Raw genomic sequence first — 25,341 nt, 5'->3', positions numbered from 1 at the left:
GGATTCTCCATGCCTGCCCGTAACCTTATGCACACTTTCCCTGTCCGCGTTTCACGCGCGGCGTGTGCGCTGGCAGGCATCTTCCTTCTGTTGTTACAAATGCTTGGCCCGGCGCTGGCGAGTCCCGGGGAAAGCATGTGGGTGGAGATCTGCTCGGAGGCAGGCGCGGTCTGGGTCGAGGTCGACCTTGAAGAGGACAGCACCGACCCAGCTGCGCCATGCCCGAAATGTGCGGATTGCGCACTTTGCGCTGTGACGACGGCGGCGCCGCTGCCCGAGGTCCCGGTGTTGTCGCAGGCTGGAAATGTACAGATTGTACGCGCTGGAAACCGGGACCTGTGCGATTTGTACCACTCGAAACGATTGTGGCCCGAAACCCGAGGCCCTCCGTTTGCGTCCCAAGATAAAACCGAACGTGCCCTGCGCGCGTCCATGGCGTCAATCCAAATTTTCGGAGGTGCGCCGTGGTCGTAAGTCGCGCAATCCATTTCCTGCTGGCCCTTACTCTGTCCTGCCTGATAGCAATCAGCGCCCGTGCCGACAGCCTCGCCAGTTTCCTGCCCGATCTGAGCCCAGCCGATTTGGCGCCTGGTGCCGATGCTTTTGGCCCGGTCCGCGAGGACATAAAAGTCGCCCCTGTTCTGAAGGGGGGCGAAACCGTCGCCTGGGCCTTCCTGACCTCTGATTTTGTTGGAACCACCGGGTATTCTGGCAAACCCATCCATGTGGTTGCGGCCATCGACGACGATGCTGTTCTGACTGGCGTGCAGCTGGTCAAACACTCGGAACCCATTGTTCTGATCGGTATTCCCAACTCTCGCATGGTTGAACTGACCGAAGGTTACACCGGGCTTGACCTCAAGATTGAAGCCGAGACGGGTGGTGAGGGGCATGACCTCGACATCATCTCGGGCGCCACCGTCACGATCATGGTGATCGACGACAGCCTTGTGCGCGGCGGTATCAAGGTGGCCCGCGCACTGGGTCTGGGCGGTCTGTCACCGTTGCAGGCCGATGGTCCAAAGCGCGAAGTCGATATGGCGAAAAGCGCTCTCTATGACTGGGCAACCCTTTCGGGTGACGGTTCGATCCGTCGACTGACGCTGGATGTAGGCCAGGTCAACGCGGCCTTTGAAGCGACGGGCGATCAACGCGCCATCAAGCGCCCCGAACCTGGTGAGCCGGAATACACATTCATCGACATGCACGTGGCCCTGGTCTCGGTTCCTTCGATCGGCAAGTCCCTGTTGGGCGAGGCTGAATATGAAAACCTGACCGAATGGCTGAACGAAGGCGAACAGGCCATTCTGGTTCTGGGGCGCGGGGACTATAGCTTTAAAGGCTCAGGTTATGTTCGCGGTGGGATTTTCGACCGGATTCAGCTGATACAGGGCGACAATTCGGTTCGTTTCTTCGACAAGCAGCAGCGGCGATTGGGCAAGGTTGCAGCGCCTGATGCCCCGAGCTTTGTCGAACTGGACATCTTCAAGATCCCGGCAGATGCCGAGTTCGACCCGACCGAACCGTTCCGCCTGCAACTGCTGGTGCAACGTGCGGTAGGTGCGGTGGAAAAGATCTTTCTGACCTTCGATCTGGGCTACAAACTGCCCGAGCAATACCTGCTACCAGTTGCGGCCCCCACCGTTGTCGATGACGCCACCGGCGAAGCTGCTGCCAAAGCCGCACTGTGGAAACGTATCTGGAAGGACCGCACGGTTGAGATTGCCGGTTTGGGTTTCATGCTGCTGGTGCTGACCGCCACGTTCTTCTTCCAGTTCCACGCCACCATGAATGCGCGGGTCTTCTACTGGTTTCGCATCGGTTATCTGACAATGACACTGTTCTTCATCGGATGGTACGCCAATGCCCAGTTGAGCGTCGTGAACCTGATGGCACTGGCGGGCAGCTTGCGAACCGGCTTCTCGTGGGATGCCTTTCTGCTGGATCCGCTGGTGTTCATCCAATGGTTTGCCGTCGCCGCCGCCCTGCTGTTCTGGGGACGTGGCGCCTATTGCGGCTGGCTGTGCCCGTTCGGTGCCTTGCAGGAACTGACTAACAAGATCGCCCGCGCGCTGAAAGTACCGCAATGGACCCTGCCCTGGGGCCTGAATGAACGCCTCTGGCCCGCGAAATACATGATCTTCCTTGGCCTGTTTGGCCTGAGTTTTGTCTCGATCCCATTGGCCGAAACCTATGCCGAGATTGAACCGTTCAAGACCGCGATCATTCTGAAATTCATGCGCGACTGGCCTTTCGTGGTCTTTGCGCTGGCTTTGCTGGTGATCGGTCTGTTCATTGAACGCTTTTACTGTCGCTACCTCTGCCCGCTGGGCGGTGCGCTGGCGATCCCTGCCCGTGTCCGCATGTTCGACTGGCTGCGCCGCTACAAAGATTGCGGCACGCCTTGTCAGACCTGCGCCAACGAATGCCCCGTTCAGGCAATCCACCCAACCGGTGAGATCAACCCGAACGAGTGCGTCACCTGCCTGCATTGTCAGGTGCTCTACCAGTCCGAGACCAAGTGTCCCGTCGTCATCCGCCAGCTGAAACGGCGGGGCAAGACGGGGTCGGTTCAACCGAAAACCCCTCTCGGACAACCACCGGCGAACCATCCGAACGCCAAACCGCAAACCGTTTCCTAAAGGAGGAACGATCATGTCGGAACATGACAAGAAACTAACCGTCACACGCCGCGGGATGCTGGGTGCAACCGCAACCGGCGCCGTGCTGGCCGGGACCGGTCTGGGCTCGACCCTGATGACCGCGAAACAGGCCAGCGCTGCAGCCAATGCGAACTTGCAGCCCGGTGAGCTGGACGAGTATTACGGCTTCTGGTCCTCGGGTCAGACCGGCGAGCTGCGCATCCTGGGCTTCCCGTCCATGCGCGAACTGATGCGGGTTCCGGTATTCAACCGCTGCTCGGCCACAGGTTGGGGTCAGACCAACGAGTCGCTGAAGATCATGACCGACGGTCTGCTGCCGGAAACCAAGGAGTTCCTCGCCAAGCGTGGCATGAAAACCTATGACAACGGCGACCTTCACCACCCGCATATGTCGTTCACTGACGGCACCTATGACGGCCGCTATCTGTTCATGAACGACAAGGCCAACACCCGCGTCGCTCGTGTACGCTGCGACGTGATGAAGTGCGACAAGATCACCGAAATCCCGAACGCCAAGGCGATCCACGGTCTGCGTCCGCAAAAATTCCCGCGCACCGGTTATGTCTTTGCCAACGGTGAAGATGAAACTCCGCTGGTCAATGATGGCACAGTGCTGGATGATCCGTCGCAATACGTGAACATCTTCACCGCGCTGGATGGCGACACCATGGAAGTGGCATGGCAGGTGATTGTGTCGGGTAACCTCGACAACACCGACTGCGACTATCAGGGCAAATACGCCTATTCGACCTCGTACAACTCGGAAATGGGTATGAACCTGGCCGAGATGACTGAGAACGAACTGGACCACGTTGTTGTATTCAACCTCGCGGAAATCGAAAAAGGCATCGAGGCTGGCGACTATCAGGAGCTGAAAGGCGTCAAGGTTCTGGACGGTCGTAAGGGTCAGAACAAGAAGTATACCCGCTACATCCCGATCCCGAACTCGCCCCACGGCATCAACACCGCGCCTGATGGCAAGCACGTCTGCATCAACGGTAAGCTGTCGCCGACCGTGTCGATCATGGACGTTACCAAGCTGGACGCTCTGTTCGAAAGCGATGCCGACCCGCGGTCCTGCATCGTGGGTGAACCGCAGCTGGGCCTTGGCCCGCTTCACACCGCATATGATGGTCAGGGCAACGCGTTCACCACGCTGTTCCTGGACAGTCAGATCGTGAAGTGGAACATCGACAAGGCAATCGAAGCTTACGGTGGCGCTGATGTCGACCCGATCATCTCGAAGGTCGATGTGCACTATCAGCCGGGCCACAACTCGACTTCCATGGGTGAAACCAAGGATGCCGACGGCAAATGGCTGATTTCGATGAACAAGTTCTCGAAAGACCGGTTCCTGAACACGGGTCCGCTGAAGCCCGAGAACGAGCAGCTGATCGACATCTCAACCGACGAGATGAAAGTGGTTCACGACGGCCCGACATTTGCCGAGCCGCATGACTCGATCATCGTTCGCAGCGACATCGTTAACCCGGTCAACGTTTGGGATCGCAACGACATCACTTGGGAAGACGCCCGCAAACAGGCCGAAGCCGATGGCATCGATCTGGAAGAAGGCGCCGAAGAACCCATCCGTGATGGCAACAAGGTGCGGGTCTACATGACTTCGCAGGCACCGACCTTCAGCCTTGAGAAGTTCACCGTCAAACAGGGTGATGAAGTAACTGTCTACATCACCAACCTGGATGACGTGGACGACGTGACCCACGGCTTCTGCCTGGGCAACTACGGCATCGCGATGGAAGTTGCGCCGCTGGCGACAGCCTCGGTCACCTTCACTGCCGACCGTCCGGGCGTGCACTGGTTCTACTGCCAGTGGTTCTGCCACGCGCTGCACATGGAAATGCGCGGTCGGATGCTGGTCGAGCCGCAGGGGGCATAACCCATGCGTTGGCCCCTGCTCATACCGCTCCTGCTCGGCTCGCCCCTTTGGGCGGCGGACTGGGATGTGCCCAACCGGGCGGGGGCCATCAGCGAGATACTGGCGCAGGCGGCGGATGGGGACACCCTCCGCCTGAGCCCCGGTGTTTACACCGAAACCCTGGTTCTGGACCGGCCCGTCACCATCGACGGGTTGGGACAGGCCACTATTGACGGACAAGGCGCGGGCAGCGTCATCACCGTGACCGGACCCGGCGTGACCGTGCGCGGTCTGACGGTGATCGGCTCGGGCTCAAGCCATGACGGAATCGACAGCGGTATCCAATTGACCAAGACGGCCAAAGCGCCGGTGGTCGAAGATAACGTGCTGCTGGGAAATCTCTATGGCGTCGACATTCATGGTGCCAAGGACAGCATCGTACGTGGCAACCTGATCGAAGGCCGCCAAGACCAGCGGATGAATGACCGCGGCAATGGCGTCTACGTCTGGAATGCACCCGGCGCGGTGGTTGATGGCAATGATATCCGGTACGGTCGTGACGGGATCTTTGTGAACTCGTCCAAGAAAAACACCTTCACCAACAACCTGTTCCGCGATCTGCGTTTCGCGGTGCATTACATGTATGCCGACGACTCGGTCGTCAGCGACAATGTCTCGATTGGGAATGATCTGGGCTATGCGGTGATGTTCACGACCAATGTGACCGTGGCCAACAATGTCTCGATCGGTGACCGTGAACATGGCGTAATGCTGAACTATGCCAACAAAAGCGTCATCACCGGCAACGTGGTGAAAGGTGCCAAGGAAAAATGCACCTTCCTCTATAACTCCAACAAGAACGAATTCACCGACAACTGGTTCCAGGGTTGCGGCATCGGCATTCACTTTACCGCCGGCAGCGAACGCAACCGCATTGTTGGCAATGCCTTTGTCGGCAACCGGACACAGGTGAAATACGTCTCGACCAAATGGGTCGAGTGGTCCGAAGACGGACGCGGCAATTACTGGTCTGATTTTGCCGCTTATGATGTGGATGGCAACGGCATCGCCGATGCCCCTTATCGCCCCAATGACAGTATGGACCATGTGCTGTGGACCCAACCCGCAGCCAAACTTCTGCTCGGCTCTCCTGCCGTGCAACTGGTGCGCTGGTCGCAATCGGCATTCCCGGCTCTGCTGCCGGGTGGCGTGATCGACAGCAACCCATTGATGCAAGCCCCTGAACCCCCAGCAATGAAAAAGGTGCCTCATGACGGATAAGGCCCTGACGATCGAAAGCGTCTGCAAGGACCGTGGCAAGACCCGCGTTCTTGACGAAATCACCCTCTCTCTCGCCCCCGGTCAGCGTGTTGCGCTGCTGGGCCATAACGGCGCGGGCAAATCTACTCTGATCAAATCCATCCTCGGCCTGACGCCGATCAATGGCGGAGCAATTCAGATCGGCGACTCGCTCCCCGGCAGTGCACGTGCACGTCGGGATACGGCTTATCTGCCCGAGGCGGTCTCGTTCCATCCCGCATTGACCGGGCGCGAGCAATTGACCCTGTTCGCGCAGCTTTCCGGTGAGAAAGCCGATATTCCCGGACTTCTGGAACGCGTCGGCCTCAGCGACGCGCTGGACCGCCGCATCGGAGCCTATTCCAAAGGCATGCGGCAACGTCTGGGACTGGCACAGGTACTGCTGGGTCAGCCCAAAGTGGCGCTGCTGGATGAACCGACATCCGGTTTGGATCCGATCTCACGGCAGGACCTCTACGCCATCATCGACGAACTGGCCGCGCAGGGCACAGCCGTCCTGATCGCGTCCCACGCCCTGACCGAGGTCGAAGCCCGCACCGACCGCATCGCCATCATGCGCAAGGGGAAGATGGTCGCTGATGACACGTTGAGCAATTTGTCAGCTCTGGCTGGCCTGCCGATCCGCCTGCGGGTTCGCGCCAGCGACAACCCCGACGCACTCGCCGCTGAACTGGGCGGCAACCGGATCAACGGGGCTGCGGTTGAACTTCTCTGCGCACCCGATGACAAGATGGAGGCCCTGCGCCGCATCGCCGGACTGGGCGACGCAGTGGCGGATGTCGAAATGACGCCGCCCAAGCTGGAAGACCTCTATCGTCATTACGCCCAGGAGGATTTGCAATGACTCGCTTCCTCGCCATAACCCGCACTGAAATGCTAATTCTGCGCCGCAACCGTTGGCTGCTGATGGCGACGCTGATCATGGTGCTGTTTGCGCTGGCGCTGACTTTCGCAGGCAGCGCACCAACCGGCACATTGGGAGTTGACATGTTGACCGTCTCGGTCGCGTCGATGACCACGCTGTCAGTCTATCTTGCGCCGTTGTTGGCGCTGATGATCGCCTTTGATGCCATCGCCGGTGACGTGGATCGCGGCAGCCTGTCGCTGCTGCTGTCCTACCCTGCGGGGCGCGGTGAAATCCTGTTGGGCAAGTTCACCGCCCACCTGGCCGCATTGGCTTTTGCCATGACCGTCGGCTTTGGCACGGCAGGCGCGGTTGCGGCTTGGTTCGGTGGCGCTGGCCCGGAAAGCCTGATGGCGCTGGCCCGCCTCATCCTCACATCCATTCTGCTGGGCGCCGTTTTTCTGGCGCTGGGTTACCTGCTGTCTGCTCTGGCCAGGGGCGCCACGGCAGCGGCAGGCCTGTCGGCCGGGCTCTGGCTGGTTTTTGTCGTCCTCTATGATCTGGGCCTGTTGGGGGCCGTCGTCATGGATAAGGACGGTACCTTCACTCAATCCGTCTTTCCATGGGTGATGGTAGCCAACCCGGCCGACGCATTCCGTCTGTGGAACATTGCTGCGACCGAAGGTGTGGCTATGGCCTCTGGCATGACCGGAGCCGCGCAGGCCCTGCCCGTCTGGGCCGCGCCTGCCTCGCTGCTGATCTGGCCGGTGCTTGGTTTCATCCTCGCCCGCGCCGCATTCCGGAAGGTCGAGCCATGAAGCACCTTGCCGTGATTGCACTGGTCGCCCTGAGCGCCTGCAAAGAGGAGCAGATCGCCGCCCCCGATCCTGTCGATCTGACCCCGGATGCACTAAGCTTCTTCTGCCAAATGAACATCGCTGAACATGGCGGACCAAAAGGCCAGATCCATCTCGAAGGCTACCCTGCCCCTTTGTTCTTTGCACAGGTGCGTGACATGGTGGCTTATCTCAAAAGCCCCGAGCGGGATGCCCGGATTACCGCCGTCTATGTCAGTGACATGGGTGTCGCGCCAAATTGGCAGCATCCCGGTATTTCAAATTGGATACACGCCGACGGAGCGACTTTTGTGGTCGGCGCAAACGTCGCCGGCGGCATGGGCGCGCGTGAAGTCGTGCCATTTGCCGACCCTTCGGATGCCGAAGCGTTCATCGGCCAACACGGTGGCACATCGTTGCCCTTGACCGACATACCGGATGTCGAGGTTCTGGGCCCCGTCGATTTGGATATGAAATTGGAGACGCCAGCATGACCCATCTGTCCCGCCGTCGTTTTCTGACCATCTCGGCCGCTTGTGCTGCTCTTCCGGCAGGCGCAATGGCCGCACCTGTTGCACATTGGCGCAGTACTGCGTTGGGTGCCGCAGCCAGCCTGAGGCTGGAAGGACTAACCGATAAACAAGCCGGACCCGTGATTTCCGCTGTTGAGGCCGAAGTAACCAGGTTGGAGAACATATTTAGCCTCTATCGCCCCAACTCGGAGATCTGCCGGCTAAATCGGGACGGTATTCTTGCGGCACCAGCCCCAGAACTTCTGAACGTGCTTAGCCTGTGCTCGGCCCTTCACAACGCCACTGATGGCGTATTCGACCCCACCATTCAGCCTCTCTGGGCTGCGCTGGCGACCGGTGCGAGTACTGAAGACATCTTGTCGGCTCGCGAAACGATTGGATGGAACAAGGTTTCTGTCCAGACCGACGCAATTCGGCTACCCAAGCCGGGCCTTTCGGGCCTAACACTCAATGGCATCGCCCAAGGGGCCATAACAGACCGAATTGCCGCCCTACTTGCATCGCATGGCTTGCGCGACGTGTTGGTCAACATGGGAGAGATCGTCGCCAGTGGCCAGCGCGCCGACGGACGTGACTGGCGTGTAGGTGTGACCGGCCCGAACCGCGATGTCATAAAGCGCGTTGAACTTCGGGACAGAGCCATCGCCACATCGGATGCCAAAACTCTCATGCTGACTGATGCACAAGGGCATATCCTGAATCCAAACGGCGGTGAACTGCATCACCAGATTCTATCCGTATCGGCGCCCGATGCGGCCCTTGCGGACGGTCTGTCAACTGCCCTGTGTGCGATTCCAACGGAGCGCCACGACGTGGTTTTGAAACAGTTCCCGGGCTCCAGTCTAGAGATGTGTATCTGACTTCAAACGCCGGTTGGATTGCAACAATGAGCTTTCCGACTGGCGCAAAACGTACATGATCAAATCTCAGGTGAACCCTCACCTTTAAAGTTATCGGCAAATGCTGGTGAATGGCGGAGAGACAGGGATTCGAACCCTGGAGACGGTTTCCCGCCTACACACTTTCCAGGCGTGCGCCTTCGACCACTCGGCCACCTCTCCGTGCCGGCGTTGTTTGGACCATAGAAACTGGATTTGCAAGGGCCGATTGCAATGAAATGAAGCCTCTCAGGTGAAAAACAAATTTCCGGATTCAGCACTATACTCTTGCGCTGCTATACCGTCGCCGCAGGATCAATCCACTGGTTCAGAGCTCGTCCCCGTCACCCGTATCCAGATCCGTTTCGGTTAGTTCAACAGGTTGTGCTTTTCCGTCGGTTTCGCGCGGCTCTGGCGGCGTCTGAGCCGGTTTCTCAGCCGCTTCGCCCGAACTGCGTAGCACTTCGGCATTGCGCAGCCAGACATCGCGCTGAGCAAACGGAATCTCGATACCCTCTTTCACGAACCGCTGATTGATTTCGTGATTCATGTCCGATTTTACGCTCAGCACCCAATTCACATCGCGCAAGATGGCCCGGATTTCGAAATCCAGCGAGTCCGCTCCGAAGCCCTGAAATACAACGCTGGGCGCAGGATTGGCCAGAACCATGGGATGAGCATTCGCAATCTCACCCAAAATGGATTCGACCTTGCGCGTGTCGGTTCCGTACGCCACACCGACCGGCACGATCACACGCCCAATCGTGTTGCCACGCGTATAGTTCGTGACCACTCCGCTGATCAAATCTGAATTCGGCACAATCACATCGGTTCGGTCAAACGTCTCGATCCGCGTGGAACGGACCGAGATGTCGCGGACATACCCCATCATTCCGTTCACATCGATCCAATCGCCTTTGGAAATCGGACGCTCGACCAGCAAAATGATACCAGAAACGAAGTTGGAAACGATGGTTTGCAATCCGAAGCCGATACCGACGGAAAGCGCGCCCGCTACGATCGCCAGTGACGAAAGATCAAACCCGGCCACCATGATCGCTGCCAACGCAGCAAGGAATATGCCGACGTACCCGGTGCCCGCAACGATGGCATTCTGTCCACCGGGATCAATACTGGTCTTTGGCAAAAGGGAATTGCGCAGCCCCCCCTGAACCAGACGAGTCAGCGTGTAACCGATGACAAAGACAGCGACAAAGACCATGAAATTGCTGGGGGAAATCGTCACGCCGCCGATATCGAACCCCAGAAGCAGACGCGCCCAGGCTTCGAGCAGGTCCGTTTCCCGCGCGCCCCAGTAGATCGCAAGCAAAGGAAGCGAGAGAATTGCCAATGCGAACCCAACCAGAACAGAGAACAAAGAGTCCTTGGCCGCCTCGCCCTGCCCTGTGATCCATCCGTAAACAAGACTGAAGAACCGTTGCACAATGATGATCGCGGCTATCAGGACGAGAGTCTTGACCGCCGGAAACACAATCGCTTCGGCAGCATTGATATATCCAAACGCTGCCAAAATCGGTGTGGCAATCCCAAGCAGAAACAAAGCCCGGCGGAGGAATTCAACAAGCTGGCTGAACCCGGCTAGACGCGAAGGGGTTTCGGCGATCGCCGGATCGGTGTATTGCGGCGATTGCCGGATCTGGCGGACGCGCAGCAGCAGCAGCGCCGTCACTACAACAACCGGAAACCCGACAACTGCGCGCGTTGCATCCGAGATATTCTCGATCTGCTCGAACAGGATTGCCAATTCATGAAGGATCAGCATTCCCGCCAGTAGATCGATATAGACGCGAAGCTCGATAATTTTTTGGGCGGATACTCTGCTGAAACCCTGTGTGGCCCCCATCAGATAAATCTGTCGACCGATCCAGTCGAAATAGAAGATCGTCGCTGCCCAGAATGGGATATTCTGGAACAGAAGCGTCCCCCGCAGCCCCAAAACACCGGTCAACATGACTGCTTGGACGAATGCCCAAACTCCTAACCAGGGCAGGATAATCCGCAGAAGTGAAATGACAAACGTCCAGACTCCGCTGCCACTTCCCCCAAAACGCCGCAGGTAATCGCCGCCCTTTTCCGACCAGCTACGCCCGTAAAGCAGAAGCACACTTGCGACAGCCAGTAAGAACACGATTCCAAGGGCACGTTCACGCATCTGCTCACGCACGACGTCAGAGCGCAGGTTCTTTATGGTTTCGTTCCAAAGGCTGCGAACGGCCTCTGTCACATCTATCCAAGCTGGTCGCCAATACGCGGGATTTAATGGCGAAGGATCCCGCTGCAACAGCTCCTTCGTTTGGCGTTTCCGAATGATCTGATCAATCTCGCTTATCAAACCGTTTGCGCGGGTATAGGCCTCTTCCGAGATGATCCGCGGCACCCGCAAACCGTTGAGCTGGTTTTCAAGGTGCTCGCGCAGCTTGGAAATATCTTCGGGTTCGCTACCGCCGTCTTCGGGCTTGGGCCCCAGCGCCTTGATTTGATTTTCCAGCGTTTGGATACGCTCAGTATTGGCGCTGCGCGCCTTGTTAAAGTCTTCGCGGTAACCGTTTATTTCTGAACGTAAATTTTCAAGCGAAGCGTTCGAGGCTCGGTTGGTCTCGATCACCGCTTCGGCGCGGTCCGCTGTACTGATCCACCCTTTGTAATAGTCGCTTTGCCGATCCGTCAGCTGGGCAGAGGCCACTCCACCCAGCCCGAAAAGGCAACATGTCAGAAGGATCAGAAACAGGCGGACCTGTCGCAACATCACACGTCCTCGAACACGCCGGGGATACTGCGAGGCGCCTCTGTCATCCAGTCAGGCACAGGCAACTCTTTTTCCCGCAGAAATTCCGGATTGAACAGTTTGGACTGATAGCGGGTGCCATAATCGCACAGGATCGTCACGATTGTATGACCCGGGCCAAGATCCTTGGCCAGACGCACCGCACCGGCCATGTTGATCGCGGTCGAACCGCCCATAACCAAACCTTCTTCGCGGAGTAGATCAAAGATATAGGGCAACGCCTCGTTGTCGGTGACCTGATACGAGAAATCGGGGGTAAACCCTTCCAGGTTTTTCGTAACCCGAACCTGACCGATGCCTTCAGCGATCGAGCTGCCCTCCATCGCGATCTCGCCGGTGGTATAGTAGGAAAAGAGGCCAGCACCCATCGGATCAGCCAGCCCGATCTTGACGCCCTTGGGTTGTAGTGCGTCGGCCACACCGGCCAGTGTCCCGCCTGAGCCTACAGCGCAAACGAAACCATCGACTTTCCCGCCAGTTTGTTCCCAGATTTCAGGGCCGGTCGTTTCCACGTGCGACTGGCGGTTGGCGACATTGTCGAACTGGTTCGCCCAAATCGCTCCGTTGGGCTCTGTCTGAGCCAGCTCTTCGGCCAGTCGGCGCGAGTAGTGCACAAAGTTGTTGGGATTGCGGTAAGGCGCGGCCGGAACCTGCACCAGCTGAGCCCCAGCCAACCGCAGCATGTCTTTCTTTTCTTCCGACTGCGTTTCCGGGATCACAATGACCGTCTTGAACCCCATTGAGGCCCCGACCAGCGCCAGCCCAATGCCGGTATTGCCCGCTGTGCCTTCAACGATCGTGCCGCCCGGTTTCAGGTCTCCGCGCGCGACAGCATCACGGATGATATACAGCGCCGCGCGATCCTTGACGGACTGGCCCGGATTCATGAACTCGGCTTTCCCAAGTATCTCGCATCCGGTTTCCTCGCTGATGCGACGCAGACGGATCAGGGGTGTTTTGCCAACTGCGTCGGCCAGGTCTCGTGCAATGCGCATGGCGCCCTCTTGTCGTTTGGTATCGCAGAAGATTTACAGGTGCCCCGCCATAACCACAAGCGGCGATAGCTATGCCCTCAATCCGTCGCGGTGCCGCGCCAGCCAGTGCGCCGCCGCCAACAGTGGCAGGTCCTTGAAAACGTGACCATCCACCATTTCCATAAATTCGTCGTATGGAAGGATTTTGCTACGAATGTCTTCGCCTTCGGAAGCCAGTCCGCCGCCGCTGACTGTTTCCGTCAAGTCCGCAAGCCCCACATAAAGATTAACATATTCGGTCGAAGATCCGGTTGATGAATAAGCACCGCCGGCAAAGTGCAGCGCGTTCAGCACCAGACCCGCCTCCTCCAAAGACTCGCGATGCGCGGCTTGCTCTGGTGTTTCGCCGGGGTCGATCATGCCGGCAATTGTCTCCCAAATCCAGGGTTCAGGGTCATCCATCAAATAGGCCGGGGCACGGAACTGTTCCACCAGCAAAACAGTGTCGCGAACTGGGTCATAGGGCAGCACGATCACCGCGCTGCCCTGCATCAATGCACTGCGCTTAAGGGTCGGCCCCATGGTTCCGTCATAAAGTCGGTGCTGCAATTCGATCTCGTCAACGCCGAAGTAATCGATATATGCGCGCCGGTGTTTATGAACGATAACGTCTTTCGCTGTGTCCCGAGTGTCACCGGTTCGTCGAGCGCGCGCTGTTAGCTTCGCCCAGGCACGCATACGAATGGAGGGGAAGCAACGCGCAATTGTGGCGGCATCGACCTTGCCATAGTAGGCCATCACCTCTTCTGCGGCCAGCAAAGTAACCGCTCCCCACGCATCGACCCAATCGGTCAGAGACCATCGCGGACCTGGCCGCCACAAATCGGGTTCGGGAAAAAACACCTGAGCGTTTTGAGCTGTACCGTCAGACAGCGTGACCAATTGAGTTTGCAGATCGTAATCGAATCCGCCCTCGTAATAGGCCAGGCGATCCAGATCTTCTTGGGTCAAGCCTTGCGCCAGAACACCTTCTGCTGTGCCGCCCTTGGCAGCGACGATCATCGGAAAAATCTGATCCAACACCGCATGAACTGAATGGTCGGCCAACGTGGCCTGAGCAATGGAAAGATCGCCGGAAGCCCGACCTAGAACAAGTTCGAGCAAGGGAACATGTCGGAGTGTTCCGTAAAAAAACAGATCAGGCAAAGCTTTGAGCCCCGTTATTGAAAGGAGATTTTACCGCCAGCGGCGCGACGCTTCTTCAGACATCAACCCGGCTACGAGAGCACCGATTGCAAGTGTCCAAAGGATTTCCGGCACTAACAATTGTTGACCAAATCCCACACCAAGTTTGAAAATGGCCAGTACCGCTTCGAATGGACCATCGAAACGATTTCGCATGGCCAACCGGAACATTTCGTATGTGCCCTGAACAAACAAGCCCCAAAACACTAAAGACGCGATCCCTGTCAGCCCGTTGTTGATGGCGGCAGTCCACCCCCGGCCAGCGCGCTTGCCCATGATGACCCAGCCGCAGGCCAGCCCCAGACCCATGTTCACGAAGGTGAAATAGCCATAGTCTTTCCCCGGTTCACCATTGTCGATGATCATGCCAGACACAATGAACCCCACCACCATAAGACAGACAGCGGCGACAAGACGTGTGGCAGTAGGCATTCGAGAGGTTCCGTTCGTTAACTCGGTTTCGCTATAGTGATCTGTGTCACATCGCAATTACCGGTGTCAAAGGCTGCGCCGCAGGCGGTCAAATAATAATTCCACATGCGGCGAAAACGCTCGTCAAAGCCCAAATCCGCGATCTGATCCCATTTGTCGTTGAAAGTATCGTACCAGCGGCGCAGGGTCAGATCGTAGCTTTTGCCGAATTCCTTTGACCGGATAACGTCCAGACCCGCCTGACTTATATGTTCTTTCAGGACTGTCGGAGCCGGCAACATACCTCCCGGGAAAATATATTTCTGAATGAAATCAACGCCGTTCTTGTAAATATCCCACCGGTGGTCAGCGACGGTGATGATCTGCAACGTTGCCTGTGATCCTGGCTTCAGCCGGTCGCGCACAGTATCAAAGAAGACAGGCCAGTACTTTTGCCCAACAGCTTCGAACATCTCGATCGAGGCAATGCCGTCATATAGCCCCCGCTCGTCTCGATAATCCTGAAGCTTGAAATCAACTTGATCGGAAAGCCCTGCTTTTTCAATGCGTTCCCGCGCAAACTTCAACTGTTCTTGGCTAAGTGTCAGTCCGGTCACACGCAAACCTCGCTCTTTGGCGGCAAACTCAGCAAACCCGCCCCATCCGCAGCCGATTTCCAGTACGTGATCGCCGGGCTGCGCGCCCATTTCGTCGATCAGACTGGCGTATTTAGCGGTTTGCGCGTTTTCGAGGCTTTCCTGACCGCTTTTGAAAATGGCGCTGGAATAGGTCATCGTTTCGTCCAACCACAGACCATAAAACTCATTGCCCAGGTCATAGTGGTACGAGATGTTTTTTTTCGCTTGTGAACGGTTGTTGCGATGCAACCAGAAACGCAATCTTTCATAAGCCCGGACCAGGAATTTTCCGGTAAAGTCGTCATAGACCGTTTCCGTGCCCAGGTGCACCAGATCCATGAATGACCGCAAATCCGGAGTGCTCCATTCACCTTCTAGATAGGCATCGGAGAACCCAAGCTCACCTTCTCGTACAAGGCGGGCAAAGACTTCGGGATCGTGTATATCCACGCGCGCGACTGGGCCCGGATCGGGCGCTTTAGCCCGAAATACACGACCGTCCGGCAATGCAATATCCAGCTGCCCACAGTTGATCCGCGTGATCATCTTGAACACTTGTGCGAAATATCTTGGCAGGTTTTCCTGCCCGTCCGTGGTAGTCAGAACCATCCGCTCTCCCCTTTGTGGTCCTGTATTTAGGCTAAGACGGGATTTTCTTTCTGGCAAGTTTTCAGTTCCTTACTGGTTTTTCGCGGATTGATAGAGGGTCAGAGCCCGATTGCGACCTCCGGCCAAATCAACCACTGGCTGAGGGTAATTGTCAGTTGCGCTCATGCCCCAGGACCGAGGAACAGCGTCGAAATAGGCCAAGGCACTGTCCGGCGGGTTTTTCTGACCTTCGGCAATCCATGCCTGCAGGTAGGCCGAGTTCGGATCGAACCGTTTCCGCTGGGTTTCAGGGTTGAAAATCCGAAAAAACGGAGCGGCATCGGGCCCCGAGCCCGCCACCCATTGCCAACCCATCGCGTTTGCGGCCGGGTCCCAGTCGGTCAGGCATTCGGCGAACCAGTTCATCCCGATCCGCCAATGCGTCATCAGATGTTTTGTCAGAAAACTGGCCACGACCATGCGCGCCCGGTTGTGCATGCGCCCGGTCACGTACATCTGACGCAAACCTGCATCGACCAAAGGCACACCGGTACGCGCCTGCCGCCAAGCCTTTACTTCGGGCGTGTCGGGATCAGTTTGCCAGGGTAAACTATCCCAATCCTGCTTCCAGTTGTCGGTCAGGATGTGAGGCCAATTGTACATCAGGTGGTAGGCGAATTCGCGCCACGCCAGCTGTCGCAGATACACATCGGTCCCGGGCGCGCCCAGAACGCTGGCCCTTTGAACTCCATGCCAGATTGTCTTCGGACTGATCTCGCCCAGAGACAGGTATTCCGACAGGTTCGACGTTCCGTCTTCGTCCACCCTGTCTCTCCGCTCGGAATACGTTCCGATATGATCCAGAAACCGATCCAGTTTGTCCTGAGCCGCTTCCTCTCCGGGACTGACAAAAGGACGAACGATTGATCCGCCGCGTTGCATGCCTCGGAACAAATCCCATGTGTCCAATGTCTCCGACACGGGCCAACTAGACGGGGCCATCAATTTGGACGGAGATGGTAATGGAGGCAAAACCTCACGGGACTGGACCGCACGCCACATAGGTGTGAAAACCCGAAAAGGCTGCCCATCTTTTGTGGCAACCTGCCAGGGTTCAAACAACAGATGACCGGCAAAGGACCGGGCTTGAACACCCTGTTGAGTCAAGTTCGTTTTGACCCGCCTATCCCGCTCGATCGACAACGGATCATAGGCGCGGGACCAGTAAACGGCGCCAGCACCGGTTTCTGCAACCAGATCACGCAGCACCACGAGCGGGTCGCCTCGGCGCAGGATAAGGCGACTACCACGGCGCGCAAGAGATTTGGCAAAAGCTTCGAGCCCCAAACCCAGTCGCCATTTCGGCGCGCTGCCCAGACGCTGCGCGTGATCATCCAAAATGAAAACCGGAAGAACAGGTCGACCACAGCGAACGGCGACATCCAATGCCGGATGATCCGACAGACGCAGATCACGTCTGAACCATAGAATTATCGGAGTTTGATCGACCGCCATTTTTGCCCCACCTTTTCCTTTGACTTACGCGGCAGGGCGAAAACTGGATCACAAAACGCGGTCAAGCGCCTCTAACAATTGATCGATTTCCTGTTGGCTTGTGTAATGTGTAAAGCTTAGCCGCAATACTCCCTGGTCGGGATCAACGCCCATCGCAGTCAGTGGTCGAACCGCATAAAAATCACCACCGCCAGCCATGATCCCGAATTTCTCCAATTCGGCTGCCACTGGTTCGGCGGGGCCATTCAACGCCAGAGCAACTGTCGGCGCGCGCTTTGAAGCGTCCGAAGGGCCTATTAGGCGCAGTGTATTTCGGTCTTTGACAGCATCCAAAAGCGGTTGCAGCAAGGAAACTTCCTGCGCGCGCATCAGGTCGTGAACAAAAGCTCCACGCGCGGCGGCGCCATCTTTGGGGCCGCCATGGTGATCATTGAGCAGATCAATATAGTCCGCCATCCCCGCACTGGCCGCAATCTGTGCATGATCCGGACCAGCAGGCGTGAAGCGCTTGTACAGAACGTCCGCGTTGAAGTAGTGTGCCTGATTGGGCAGCAACTCTCCCAATGCGCGCCGGATTACCATGCAACCCTGATGCGGACCGTAGGTTTTATAAGCCGAGAACAGGTAGATATCGGGCCCTAAATCACCAACGTTGGGAAAGCCGTGCGGAGCGTAGGACACACCGTCGACACAGACAAATGCGCCGGCTGCATGGGCAATCGCGGTGATCTGCGTCACAGGATTGATTTCGGCCACTACGTTCGAGCAGTGCGGAAAGCACACCAGCCGAACCCGTTCATCCAGCAGGTTCTCAAGATCCAGCGGATTTAGGCTGCCTGTCTCAGGATCAACCTGCCATTCGCGAATCTCGATGCCGTCATCGGCCAGACGCCGCCACGGGCCGGAATTCGCCTCATGATCCTGATTTGTCACGACGATGGCATCACCCGGTTGCATCCATTGGCGGAAGGCCTGCGCCAATACAAAGGTATTCTGTGTGGTCGACGGACCAAAGCTCAGCTCATCGCTGTCCACACCAAGCAGCGCCGCCATCCGCGAGCGCGCCTCGTCCATTTCCTGCCCGCCCAGGCGGCTGGCCTCGTATGGGGCATAGGGTTGCACTTTTCGCTGGGTGTAAAACCGGGTCAACCTGTCGATAACCGGTTTGCAAGTATATGATCCACCAGCATTTTCGAAGAATGCCTGCCCTTGCAGACTAGATTCGGAAAAAGCCGGGAACTGGGCTCGCACAAAATCAATATCCAGAGAGCTCATTGCTCCGACCTCCATACTTTCCTTCGGTTTTTTTCGCCGGCAGTAAGCAGCGCCCTTCCCGCCCCGTCAAGCCGGGTCGAGCTTTGCAATTCGTTAGAAACAGGCCGGAACACGCAAACATTCGATGCGATGGCGGTGCAAAAAAAGGCCCCGGACGAAATCCGGGGCCTTTGCCATTTTATTGCTTTCTTGGATCGTCAGCTGCGACGCCGTTCATTGGCAAGCCCGATGAACAGTGAAACGCACATCAGAACAAGAACGATTGCAAACGGGAACCCAGTTGCGATGGCCGCTGCCTGAAGCGCGCCAAGGCCACCGCCAAGCAACAATACAACCGCGATTGCGCCTTCCAGAATGCACCAGAAAACCCGCTGTGCCGTTGGCGCGTCGGTCTTGCCGCCAGCCGTAATCGTATCGATTACCAGCGAGCCCGAATCCGAGCTGGTCACAAAGAACACAACAACCAGAATGATGCCGACGAAAGACAGCAACGAGGTCATTGGAAACTGTTCGAACATGGAGAACATCTTCAGCTCGAGCGCGGCATCCGACAGGGCTTGGCCCGAACCGGACATAACCTGATCCAGTGCGGCGCCACCAAAGACGCTCATCCACAGCGCCCCGACAACCGTCGGAATCAGGATGACACAGGTCACGAATTCACGCACCGTACGACCGCGCGAGATGCGGGCGATGAACATGCCAACGAAAGGCGACCAGGAAATCCACCAGGCCCAGTAGAAGGTGGTCCAGCCTTGCAGGAAGTTGGTGTCTTCGCGGCCAACCCAGTTCGACAGAGCCGGCAGTGCGATGACATACTCGATCATGCTGTCGAAGAACCCTGTCAGGATCGCCACCGTCGGGCCCACAATCAGAACAAGCAACAGCAATGCAGCCGCCAGGATCATGTTCGCTTCGGACAAACGCTTAACACCCTTGTCCAGACCCGCCACAACCGAGATCAACGCGAAGACGGTGATCAGGCCGATCAGCAGGACTTTCATTCCGTCTGATATCGGTACGCCGAACAGGTAGTTCAGACCAGCCAGCGCCTGCGTCGCGCCCAGCCCCAGTGATGTTGCCAGACCAAAGATCGTCGCAAACACCGCGAGAACGTCGATGATATGGCCCAACGGACCCCATGTGGCCTCACCAAAGAGCGGGTAGAACACAGACCGCATGGTCAGCGGAAGACCGCGGTTGAAGCTAAAGAATGCCAGCGCCAATGCCACTACAGCGTAAACAGCCCAAGGGTGCATGCCCCAGTGGAATATGGTGGCCGCCATTGCCAGTTTTTTGGATGCTTCGGGATCTTCCAGGCCAGCGCCCAGCGGGGCCCAGTCGGTACGCACGCCATCTTCGCCGACTGCAACGCCACCCAACGACGATCCATAGTGCGAGATCGGCTCGGCGACACCCCAGAACACCAGACCGATGCCCATGCCTGCAGCGAACAGCATCGAGAACCAGCCTGCATAGCTGTAATCCGGTTTGGCATTGTCGCCACCCAGACGGATCGAGCCATAGGGCGTCACGATCAGCAGCAGTGAGAACACCACAAAGATGTTGGCTGCAATCATGAACACCCAGTCAAAATTGCTGGTCAGCGCCGGACGAAGCCACCCAAAGAACTCGGTCGCCTGCTCGCGAAAGACGAGCGAGAAGAACACGAATGCAATGATGGTAAGCCCCGAAACGGCGAAGACCGGATTATGGACATCCAGACCCATGATCTGGACGTTGTCCTGACCGACTTCGTAGTCGGTATCCGTATTGTCGGACATAGTCTCATCCTTCCCTTATTCGGTACAATTCACATCCAGGATTGCGGAATGCAGAGGCTTGACTGACAAGACATCATGTTAACCGAAAACGACATTTCGCCCAAAAAGCGACGTTTGGAAAGGACCGCGGCAGCAAGTTCATCAAGAGGATTGCGCCGAATGCAAAACGGGCCGGGGAATTGACCCGGCCCGCTATTCCTGTGTGTATTCAGTTTAGCCCTGAACCTTGGTATATGTCCCCTCTCCCGCCAGGATGCCGCGGAACCCGCCCGGTTCGTCCAGACCAAAAACGATCAGCGGCAGGTTGTTGTCGCGGGCCAGTGCAATGGCCGACGCATCCATGACCCGTAGCCGCTTGGCCAGCACATCGTCATAGCTTACCGTGTCGTAGCGCACAGCATCAGCGTTTGTTTTCGGGTCCTTGTCGTAGATGCCGTCTACACCGTTCTTGCCCATGAAGATGGCCTCGCAAGCCATCTCGTTGGCGCGCAGGGTCGCTGCTGTATCGGTTGTGAAATAAGGGTTGCCTGTTCCGGCAGCGAAAATGCAAACCCGCTTTTTCTCGAGGTGGCGCACAGCGCGGCGGCGAATATAAGGTTCGCACACCTCATCCATGCGAATGGCCGAAATAACCCGGGTGAAGACCCCGACCTCTTCCAGAGCGGACTGCATCCCAAGCGCGTTCATGACGGTTGCGAGCATCCCCATGTAATCGGCTGTGGTTCTTTCCATCCCCTGCGCCGAGCCCGAAAGTCCGCGAAAGATGTTGCCGCCGCCGATTACCATGCAAATCTCGACACCCAGATCATGTACGGATTTGACCTCTTGCGCGATCCGTTGAACGGTCGGCGGGTGCAGCCCGAATCCCTGGTCGCCCATCAGCGCCTCGCCGGAGATCTTCAACATGACCCTGCTATATGTAGTCTTCGGGCTTTCGGTGGTCTCGGTAGTTTGGGAAAGGCTCATATTGCGCTCCGGGCTGGCACGGGGTTATTTTCCGGCGCAAAATGAAGCAAAAACCGCGCAGGTTCAATGCGGATGGTAAGGAATAAGGCAACCACACATGGCCGACACCTCAGCAACACGGCTTTTGGACCGCCTGCCCGAAATTCCGGACGACATACCTGTGCTCATCGCGGGCCCGACCGCATCGGGTAAATCTGAACTGGCCCTGCAAATCGCGGAACGTCATGGCGGTATCATCGTGAATGCCGATGCCAGTCAGGTCTACGATTGCTGGCGGGTCATTTCAGCGCGCCCATCCGCCGAGGATGAAACTCGAGCACCACACAAGCTGTACGGCCACGTCGCTTTTGACCAAACCTATTCTGCCGGCCATTGGCTCCGCGAGGTCACGCCTTTGCTGTCAGACGGCCCGCGCCCGATCATTGTGGGTGGAACGGGTCTTTATTTCACTGCGCTGACCGAAGGAATGGCCGATATTCCGGCCACCCCGCCCGAGGTCAGGTTTCAAGCTGATCAATTGTCCTTGCAGACGCTGATCGACGCATTAGACGCCGAGACTCTGAAGCGCCTGGACGCCAATAACCGGGCTCGTGTGCAACGAGCATGGGAAGTGCAGACAGCAACCGGTCGGCCCCTTGCCGCTTGGCAAGAGGACACTCCGCCCCCGACTTTAGCTTTGGCGAACACTGTGCCTGTCGTTTTCGATGTTGACAAAAGCTGGCTTGAAGACCGGATCAACCGTCGGTTTGACCAGATGCTTTCCCTTGGCGCATTGGACGAAGTGGCAGCAATGCGGGATAAGTATGACCCCGTTTTGCCCGCTTGTAAGGCCATTGGCGTTCCCGAATTGATGGCCCATCTGGCGGGCCAGATGACTCTGGACCAAGCACGAGAAAAGGCCACGATTTCGACCCGGCAATTCGCGAAACGACAGCGCACATGGTTTCGGGCGAGGATGAAACACTGGAATCGGATCGACACTGCATACTGATTCGAATGTCACAGTCGGTTGTAACCTTTAAAAACCCCATGAAAATATGAGCTTATAATTTGGATGCGTCCGGAGCGTTCCGATCTTCAAGGAAGTGTTTATCTGGCGTATTCAGTGCAAATTCGTGAATCCGTGCATGCCTGACTTTTCGCACGAATGTCGCTTTTGTACTCCGAATGACGATTTCGAACATTGACCTAGCCCCAAAACTGGTGCGGAATGATGCCATGGGGATGTACAGAATCCAAAAAAGAATGCCCAAAGCCCTATGCCCCGGCCCTGCCCGGGCCGCGTAGCGCAAAAAGTAATCAACGAAAATACAGTGTCACAGGGAGACATCCATGAGTAATCAGCAATCCACCGAAGATCAGGTGCACTGGGCGGCCGAGATGCACGCCCAGGAGTATCGCGACGGCAAGCTAAGCCGCCGCGAGTTCCTGACCCGCGCAACCAGCCTTGGTGTTACTGCAGCCGCGGCGTATGGCCTGATCGGCCTGCCAACTCCTGCTCTTGCAGCAGGAGACGCGCCCAAGAAAGAAGGCGGTGTCCTGCGCGTGCAGCAGGAAGTTCGCGCCTTGAAAGACCCGCGCACCTATGACTGGTCGCAAATCGCCAACGTGTCGCGTGGCACGCTGGAATATCTGGTCGAGTACAACTCGGACGGATCGTTCCGCGGCATGCTGCTGGACGGATGGGAAGTCAACGACGACGCCACTGTTTACACGCTGAAGGTTCGTCCAGGCGTCAAGTGGAACAACGGTGACGATTTCACTGCCGACGACGTGGCTCGCAACATTGCCCGTTGGTGCGACAAGAGCTCGGAGACCAACTCGATGGCAGGGCGTTTCGCCACGCTGATCGATGCAGATTCCGGACAAGCCGGTGATGGTGTAATCGAAGTCGTCGATGCGACGACGGTTAAACTGAACCTGCCGAAGCCCGATATCACGCTTATTCCAGGCATGGCCGACTATCCGGGTGCGATCGTTCACAGCTCGTTCAGCGAAACAGACCTGTTGAACAATGTGGGCACCGGCCCCTACCTGATTGACGAGCTCGAGGTCGGCGTAAAGGCCGTTCTCGTACGCAACGACAATCACACCTGGTGGGGTGATGAAGTCTTTGGCCGCCCGGCTCTGGATCGCATCGAGTACATCGATTACGGCACGGACCCGTCGGCGTGGCTGGCAGCTTTGGAATCCGACGAAGTCGACATGCTCTATGAATCGGTGGGTGAATTCATCGACGTCATGGACGGCCTCGGCTACGTGAAGTCCGAAGTGGTGACTGCGGCGACTATCGTTATCCGCACCAACCAGCTGGCCGAAATCGATGGCAAGCAGCCCTATGCGGACAAGCGCGTTCGCCAGGCGCTTCAGATGGCCGTCGACAATTCCATCTGTCTGGAACTGGGCTATGGCGGTCGCGGCGCACCTGCGGAAAACCACCATGTTGCTCCGTTGCATCCTGAATATGCCGAGCTGCCACCGCAGAAAGTCGACCCGGCAGCCGCGAAAGCACTGATGGACGAAGCCGGTTACGGCGATTTCGAACATGAGATCATCTCGATCGACGACGACTGGCGCCGCAACACCACCGATGCCGTAGCCGCGCAGCTGCGCGACGCGGGCATCAACGTGAAACGGACCGTTCTGCCGGGCAACACGTTCTGGAACGACTGGGCGAAGTATCCGTACAGCTCGACCAACTGGAACCCGCGTCCGCTGGGTGTTCAGATTTGGGCGCTGGCCTATCGCTCGGGTGAAGCCTGGAACGAGTTCGGTTACGCGAGCCCCGAGTTCGACGCCATCCTGGACGAGGCCCTGGCCATCGCTGACGCGGACCAGCGTCGCGAGGTCATGGCCCGTGGCGAAGCTCTGCTGCAGGAAGATGCGGTTACGATCCAGCCATACTGGCGTTCGCTGTACCGTCACATGAAAGAAGGTCTTGTCGGAACCGACATGCACGTGACTTTCGAACACCACCACTACAAGTGGGGCTGGGCGGCTTAATACCTGCTCAAACCACATAGGGGCGCCTGTATCGGGCGCCCCTTTCCAGCCGCAGACTTGCCGACGCGGGGTCGGACGTCCGAGGCCAGATAATGGTCCAATGATCTGCGGAACACCCGAACAACAGGGGCCATCATGGGACTATTCATCCTCCGACGGTTCGGCGTCATGCTGTTGACAGCATTATGTCTGACTTTCGTGGTCTTTTTTCTGACCAATCTCTACCCGAACCTCGAAAAGCTTGCCAAAACGCAGGGCAACCAGCGGATGTCCGACGAACAGGTCGAAACCTGGCTGGGCAATCGCGGCTACCTTCAACCCACCCTAATCAAATATGGCCAATGGCTGGGTGTGATGCCCGGCTTCCAGAAAACACTGGACGACGGCCAGGTTGTGGGAACCTGCACAAGACCCGGTTCGACGCCCGAGAACACACCCAAGTACTGCGGCGTTCTGCAGGGCGACTGGGGCTATTCATCAGTCTTTAAGGATGAGGTCGGCGGTATTGTCGGCAAACGCCTAGGCAACACCGGGTATCTGATGTTCTGGGTTCTGGTTCTGATGGTTCCCACGGCTCTGCTGGTGGGCGTGTTGGCCGGAATGCGCGAAGGATCAGCGCTGGACCGTTCGCTGTCCACGTTTTCGATCATAACGACGGCGACACCTGAATACGTGTCCGGTGTTATCTTTATCGCGATCTTCACGTCCTCGACCGTTGGCCTGAAATGGTTCAAGGGCACGGCGACACAAGCGATGGACAATCCGACCTTCGAGAACTTCTTTCTGCCAGTGCTGACCATTGCACTGTACGGGATGGGGTATATCGCCCGGATGACCCGAGCCTCGATGACCGAGGTCATGACGGCTCAATACATCCGGACCGCGCGTCTGAAAGGGGTTTCGTTCCCCAACATCGTCATGAAACACGCGCTTCGCAATGCGCTGATCGCGCCCTTCACCGTCATCATGCTGCAGTTCCCATGGCTGCTGAATGGTGTGGTCATCGTCGAGACCCTGTTCAACTACAAGGGCTTTGGCTGGGCGCTGGTGCAGGCGGCAGGCAACAATGACATCCAGCTGCTGCTGGCGATTTCGGTCGTGTCGGTCTTTGTGGTGCTGGTGACGCAGCTGATCTCGGATATCGGCTATGTCTACCTCAACCCGCGCATCCGCATTTCGTAAG

The 25,341-nt window shown here is 57.4% G+C and carries 20 protein-coding genes and 1 tRNA gene; 11 read left to right on the top strand and 10 right to left on the bottom strand.

Features of this window, described 5'->3' with window-relative positions; genetic code table 11:
• Positions 1 to 9 precede the first annotated feature (9 nt).
• From AC2TDA_RS10280 to AC2TDA_RS10245, 8 genes are read left to right on the top strand one after another with little or no spacing between them, the layout of a single operon-like run.
• Positions 10 to 474, top strand: coding sequence for a DUF2946 family protein (locus AC2TDA_RS10280; protein WP_480879186.1), 465 nt, complete (start codon positions 10 to 12; stop codon positions 472 to 474).
• Positions 465 to 2,642 carry a 4Fe-4S binding protein gene (locus AC2TDA_RS10275; RefSeq protein WP_480879185.1) on the top strand — a complete coding sequence of 726 codons (2,178 nt, stop codon included), beginning with the start codon at positions 465 to 467 and terminating at the stop codon, positions 2,640 to 2,642. Before AC2TDA_RS10280 ends, AC2TDA_RS10275 begins: the two co-directional genes overlap by 10 nt.
• 13 nt (positions 2,643 to 2,655) lie before the next feature.
• Positions 2,656 to 4,563, top strand: a complete 1,908-nt coding sequence (gene nosZ / locus AC2TDA_RS10270; protein WP_480845787.1) for a TAT-dependent nitrous-oxide reductase — start codon at positions 2,656 to 2,658, stop codon at positions 4,561 to 4,563.
• Positions 4,564 to 4,566: 3 nt separating this feature from the next.
• Positions 4,567 to 5,823: a nitrous oxide reductase family maturation protein NosD gene (locus AC2TDA_RS10265; RefSeq protein WP_480879184.1), complete on the top strand. Its 1,257-nt coding sequence runs from the start codon at positions 4,567 to 4,569 to the stop codon at positions 5,821 to 5,823.
• Positions 5,813 to 6,706, top strand: coding sequence for an ABC transporter ATP-binding protein (locus tag AC2TDA_RS10260; protein WP_480879182.1), 894 nt, complete (start codon positions 5,813 to 5,815; stop codon positions 6,704 to 6,706). The genes AC2TDA_RS10265 and AC2TDA_RS10260 overlap by 11 nt, the downstream gene beginning before the upstream one ends.
• Complete coding sequence (locus AC2TDA_RS10255) at positions 6,703 to 7,524, top strand: ABC transporter permease (RefSeq protein ID WP_480879181.1); 822 nt, start codon at positions 6,703 to 6,705, stop codon at positions 7,522 to 7,524. Before AC2TDA_RS10260 ends, AC2TDA_RS10255 begins: the two co-directional genes overlap by 4 nt.
• Positions 7,521 to 8,036 carry a nitrous oxide reductase accessory protein NosL gene (locus tag AC2TDA_RS10250; RefSeq protein WP_480879180.1) on the top strand — a complete coding sequence of 172 codons (516 nt, stop codon included), beginning with the start codon at positions 7,521 to 7,523 and terminating at the stop codon, positions 8,034 to 8,036. The genes AC2TDA_RS10255 and AC2TDA_RS10250 overlap by 4 nt, the downstream gene beginning before the upstream one ends.
• Positions 8,033 to 8,935, top strand: coding sequence for an FAD:protein FMN transferase (locus tag AC2TDA_RS10245; protein WP_480879178.1), 903 nt, complete (start codon positions 8,033 to 8,035; stop codon positions 8,933 to 8,935). Before AC2TDA_RS10250 ends, AC2TDA_RS10245 begins: the two co-directional genes overlap by 4 nt.
• A 111-nt stretch (positions 8,936 to 9,046) precedes the next feature.
• On the opposite strand, the gene AC2TDA_RS10240 is transcribed toward AC2TDA_RS10245, so the two are convergent.
• The 10 genes from AC2TDA_RS10240 to pyrH all read right to left on the bottom strand — a co-directional run bounded on the left by AC2TDA_RS10240 (position 9,047) and on the right by pyrH (position 21,155).
• Positions 9,047 to 9,136, bottom strand: a tRNA-Ser gene (locus AC2TDA_RS10240).
• Between the two features lie 145 nt (positions 9,137 to 9,281).
• Positions 9,282 to 11,720, bottom strand: a complete 2,439-nt coding sequence (locus AC2TDA_RS10235; protein WP_480879177.1) for a DUF3772 domain-containing protein — start codon at positions 11,718 to 11,720, stop codon at positions 9,282 to 9,284.
• On the bottom strand, positions 11,720 to 12,754 hold the full coding sequence (locus AC2TDA_RS10230; protein WP_480845797.1) for a cysteine synthase A: 1,035 nt from the start codon (positions 12,752 to 12,754) through the stop codon (positions 11,720 to 11,722). The genes AC2TDA_RS10235 and AC2TDA_RS10230 overlap by 1 nt, the downstream gene beginning before the upstream one ends.
• Before the next feature lie 69 nt (positions 12,755 to 12,823).
• A complete protein-coding gene (locus AC2TDA_RS10225) occupies positions 12,824 to 13,939 on the bottom strand; it encodes an NUDIX domain-containing protein (RefSeq protein ID WP_480879176.1) in 1,116 nt (371 codons plus the stop codon).
• A gap of 30 nt (positions 13,940 to 13,969) precedes the next feature.
• Positions 13,970 to 14,410 carry a TrgA family protein gene (locus AC2TDA_RS10220; protein WP_480845800.1) on the bottom strand — a complete coding sequence of 147 codons (441 nt, stop codon included), beginning with the start codon at positions 14,408 to 14,410 and terminating at the stop codon, positions 13,970 to 13,972.
• Between the two features lie 17 nt (positions 14,411 to 14,427).
• Complete coding sequence (locus AC2TDA_RS10215; RefSeq protein WP_480879175.1) at positions 14,428 to 15,636, bottom strand: class I SAM-dependent methyltransferase; 1,209 nt, start codon at positions 15,634 to 15,636, stop codon at positions 14,428 to 14,430.
• A gap of 69 nt (positions 15,637 to 15,705) precedes the next feature.
• A complete protein-coding gene (locus tag AC2TDA_RS10210) occupies positions 15,706 to 17,130 on the bottom strand; it encodes a cryptochrome/photolyase family protein (RefSeq protein WP_480879174.1) in 1,425 nt (474 codons plus the stop codon).
• 48 nt (positions 17,131 to 17,178) lie between these two features.
• The gene (locus AC2TDA_RS10205) at positions 17,179 to 18,405 is read right to left on the bottom strand and encodes an aminotransferase class V-fold PLP-dependent enzyme (protein ID WP_480879173.1); all 1,227 of its coding nucleotides are present in this window, start codon (positions 18,403 to 18,405) and stop codon (positions 17,179 to 17,181) included.
• Positions 18,406 to 18,602: 197 nt separating this feature from the next.
• Complete coding sequence (locus AC2TDA_RS10200) at positions 18,603 to 20,189, bottom strand: BCCT family transporter (protein WP_480845804.1); 1,587 nt, start codon at positions 20,187 to 20,189, stop codon at positions 18,603 to 18,605.
• Between the two features lie 213 nt (positions 20,190 to 20,402).
• Positions 20,403 to 21,155, bottom strand: a complete 753-nt coding sequence (gene pyrH, locus AC2TDA_RS10195) for a UMP kinase (protein ID WP_480879172.1) — start codon at positions 21,153 to 21,155, stop codon at positions 20,403 to 20,405.
• 97 nt (positions 21,156 to 21,252) lie between these two features.
• On the opposite strand from pyrH, the gene miaA reads away from it, so the two are divergent.
• The 3 genes from miaA to AC2TDA_RS10180 all read left to right on the top strand — a co-directional run bounded on the left by miaA (position 21,253) and on the right by AC2TDA_RS10180 (position 25,340).
• Positions 21,253 to 22,146, top strand: a complete 894-nt coding sequence (miaA, locus tag AC2TDA_RS10190; protein ID WP_480879171.1) for a tRNA (adenosine(37)-N6)-dimethylallyltransferase MiaA — start codon at positions 21,253 to 21,255, stop codon at positions 22,144 to 22,146.
• Positions 22,147 to 22,487: 341 nt separating this feature from the next.
• Positions 22,488 to 24,158 carry an ABC transporter substrate-binding protein gene (locus AC2TDA_RS10185; RefSeq protein ID WP_480845807.1) on the top strand — a complete coding sequence of 557 codons (1,671 nt, stop codon included), beginning with the start codon at positions 22,488 to 22,490 and terminating at the stop codon, positions 24,156 to 24,158.
• 135 nt (positions 24,159 to 24,293) lie between these two features.
• Positions 24,294 to 25,340 (top strand): ABC transporter permease, encoded by a 1,047-nt coding sequence (locus AC2TDA_RS10180; protein ID WP_480845808.1) that lies wholly within the window; start codon positions 24,294 to 24,296, stop codon positions 25,338 to 25,340.
• Position 25,341 lies beyond the last annotated feature (1 nt).

Source organism: Ruegeria sp. HKCCD6426 (assembly GCF_057221115.1).
Note: the sequence above shows the minus strand (reverse complement) of the source record. Positions and strands in the feature narration are given on the sequence as shown.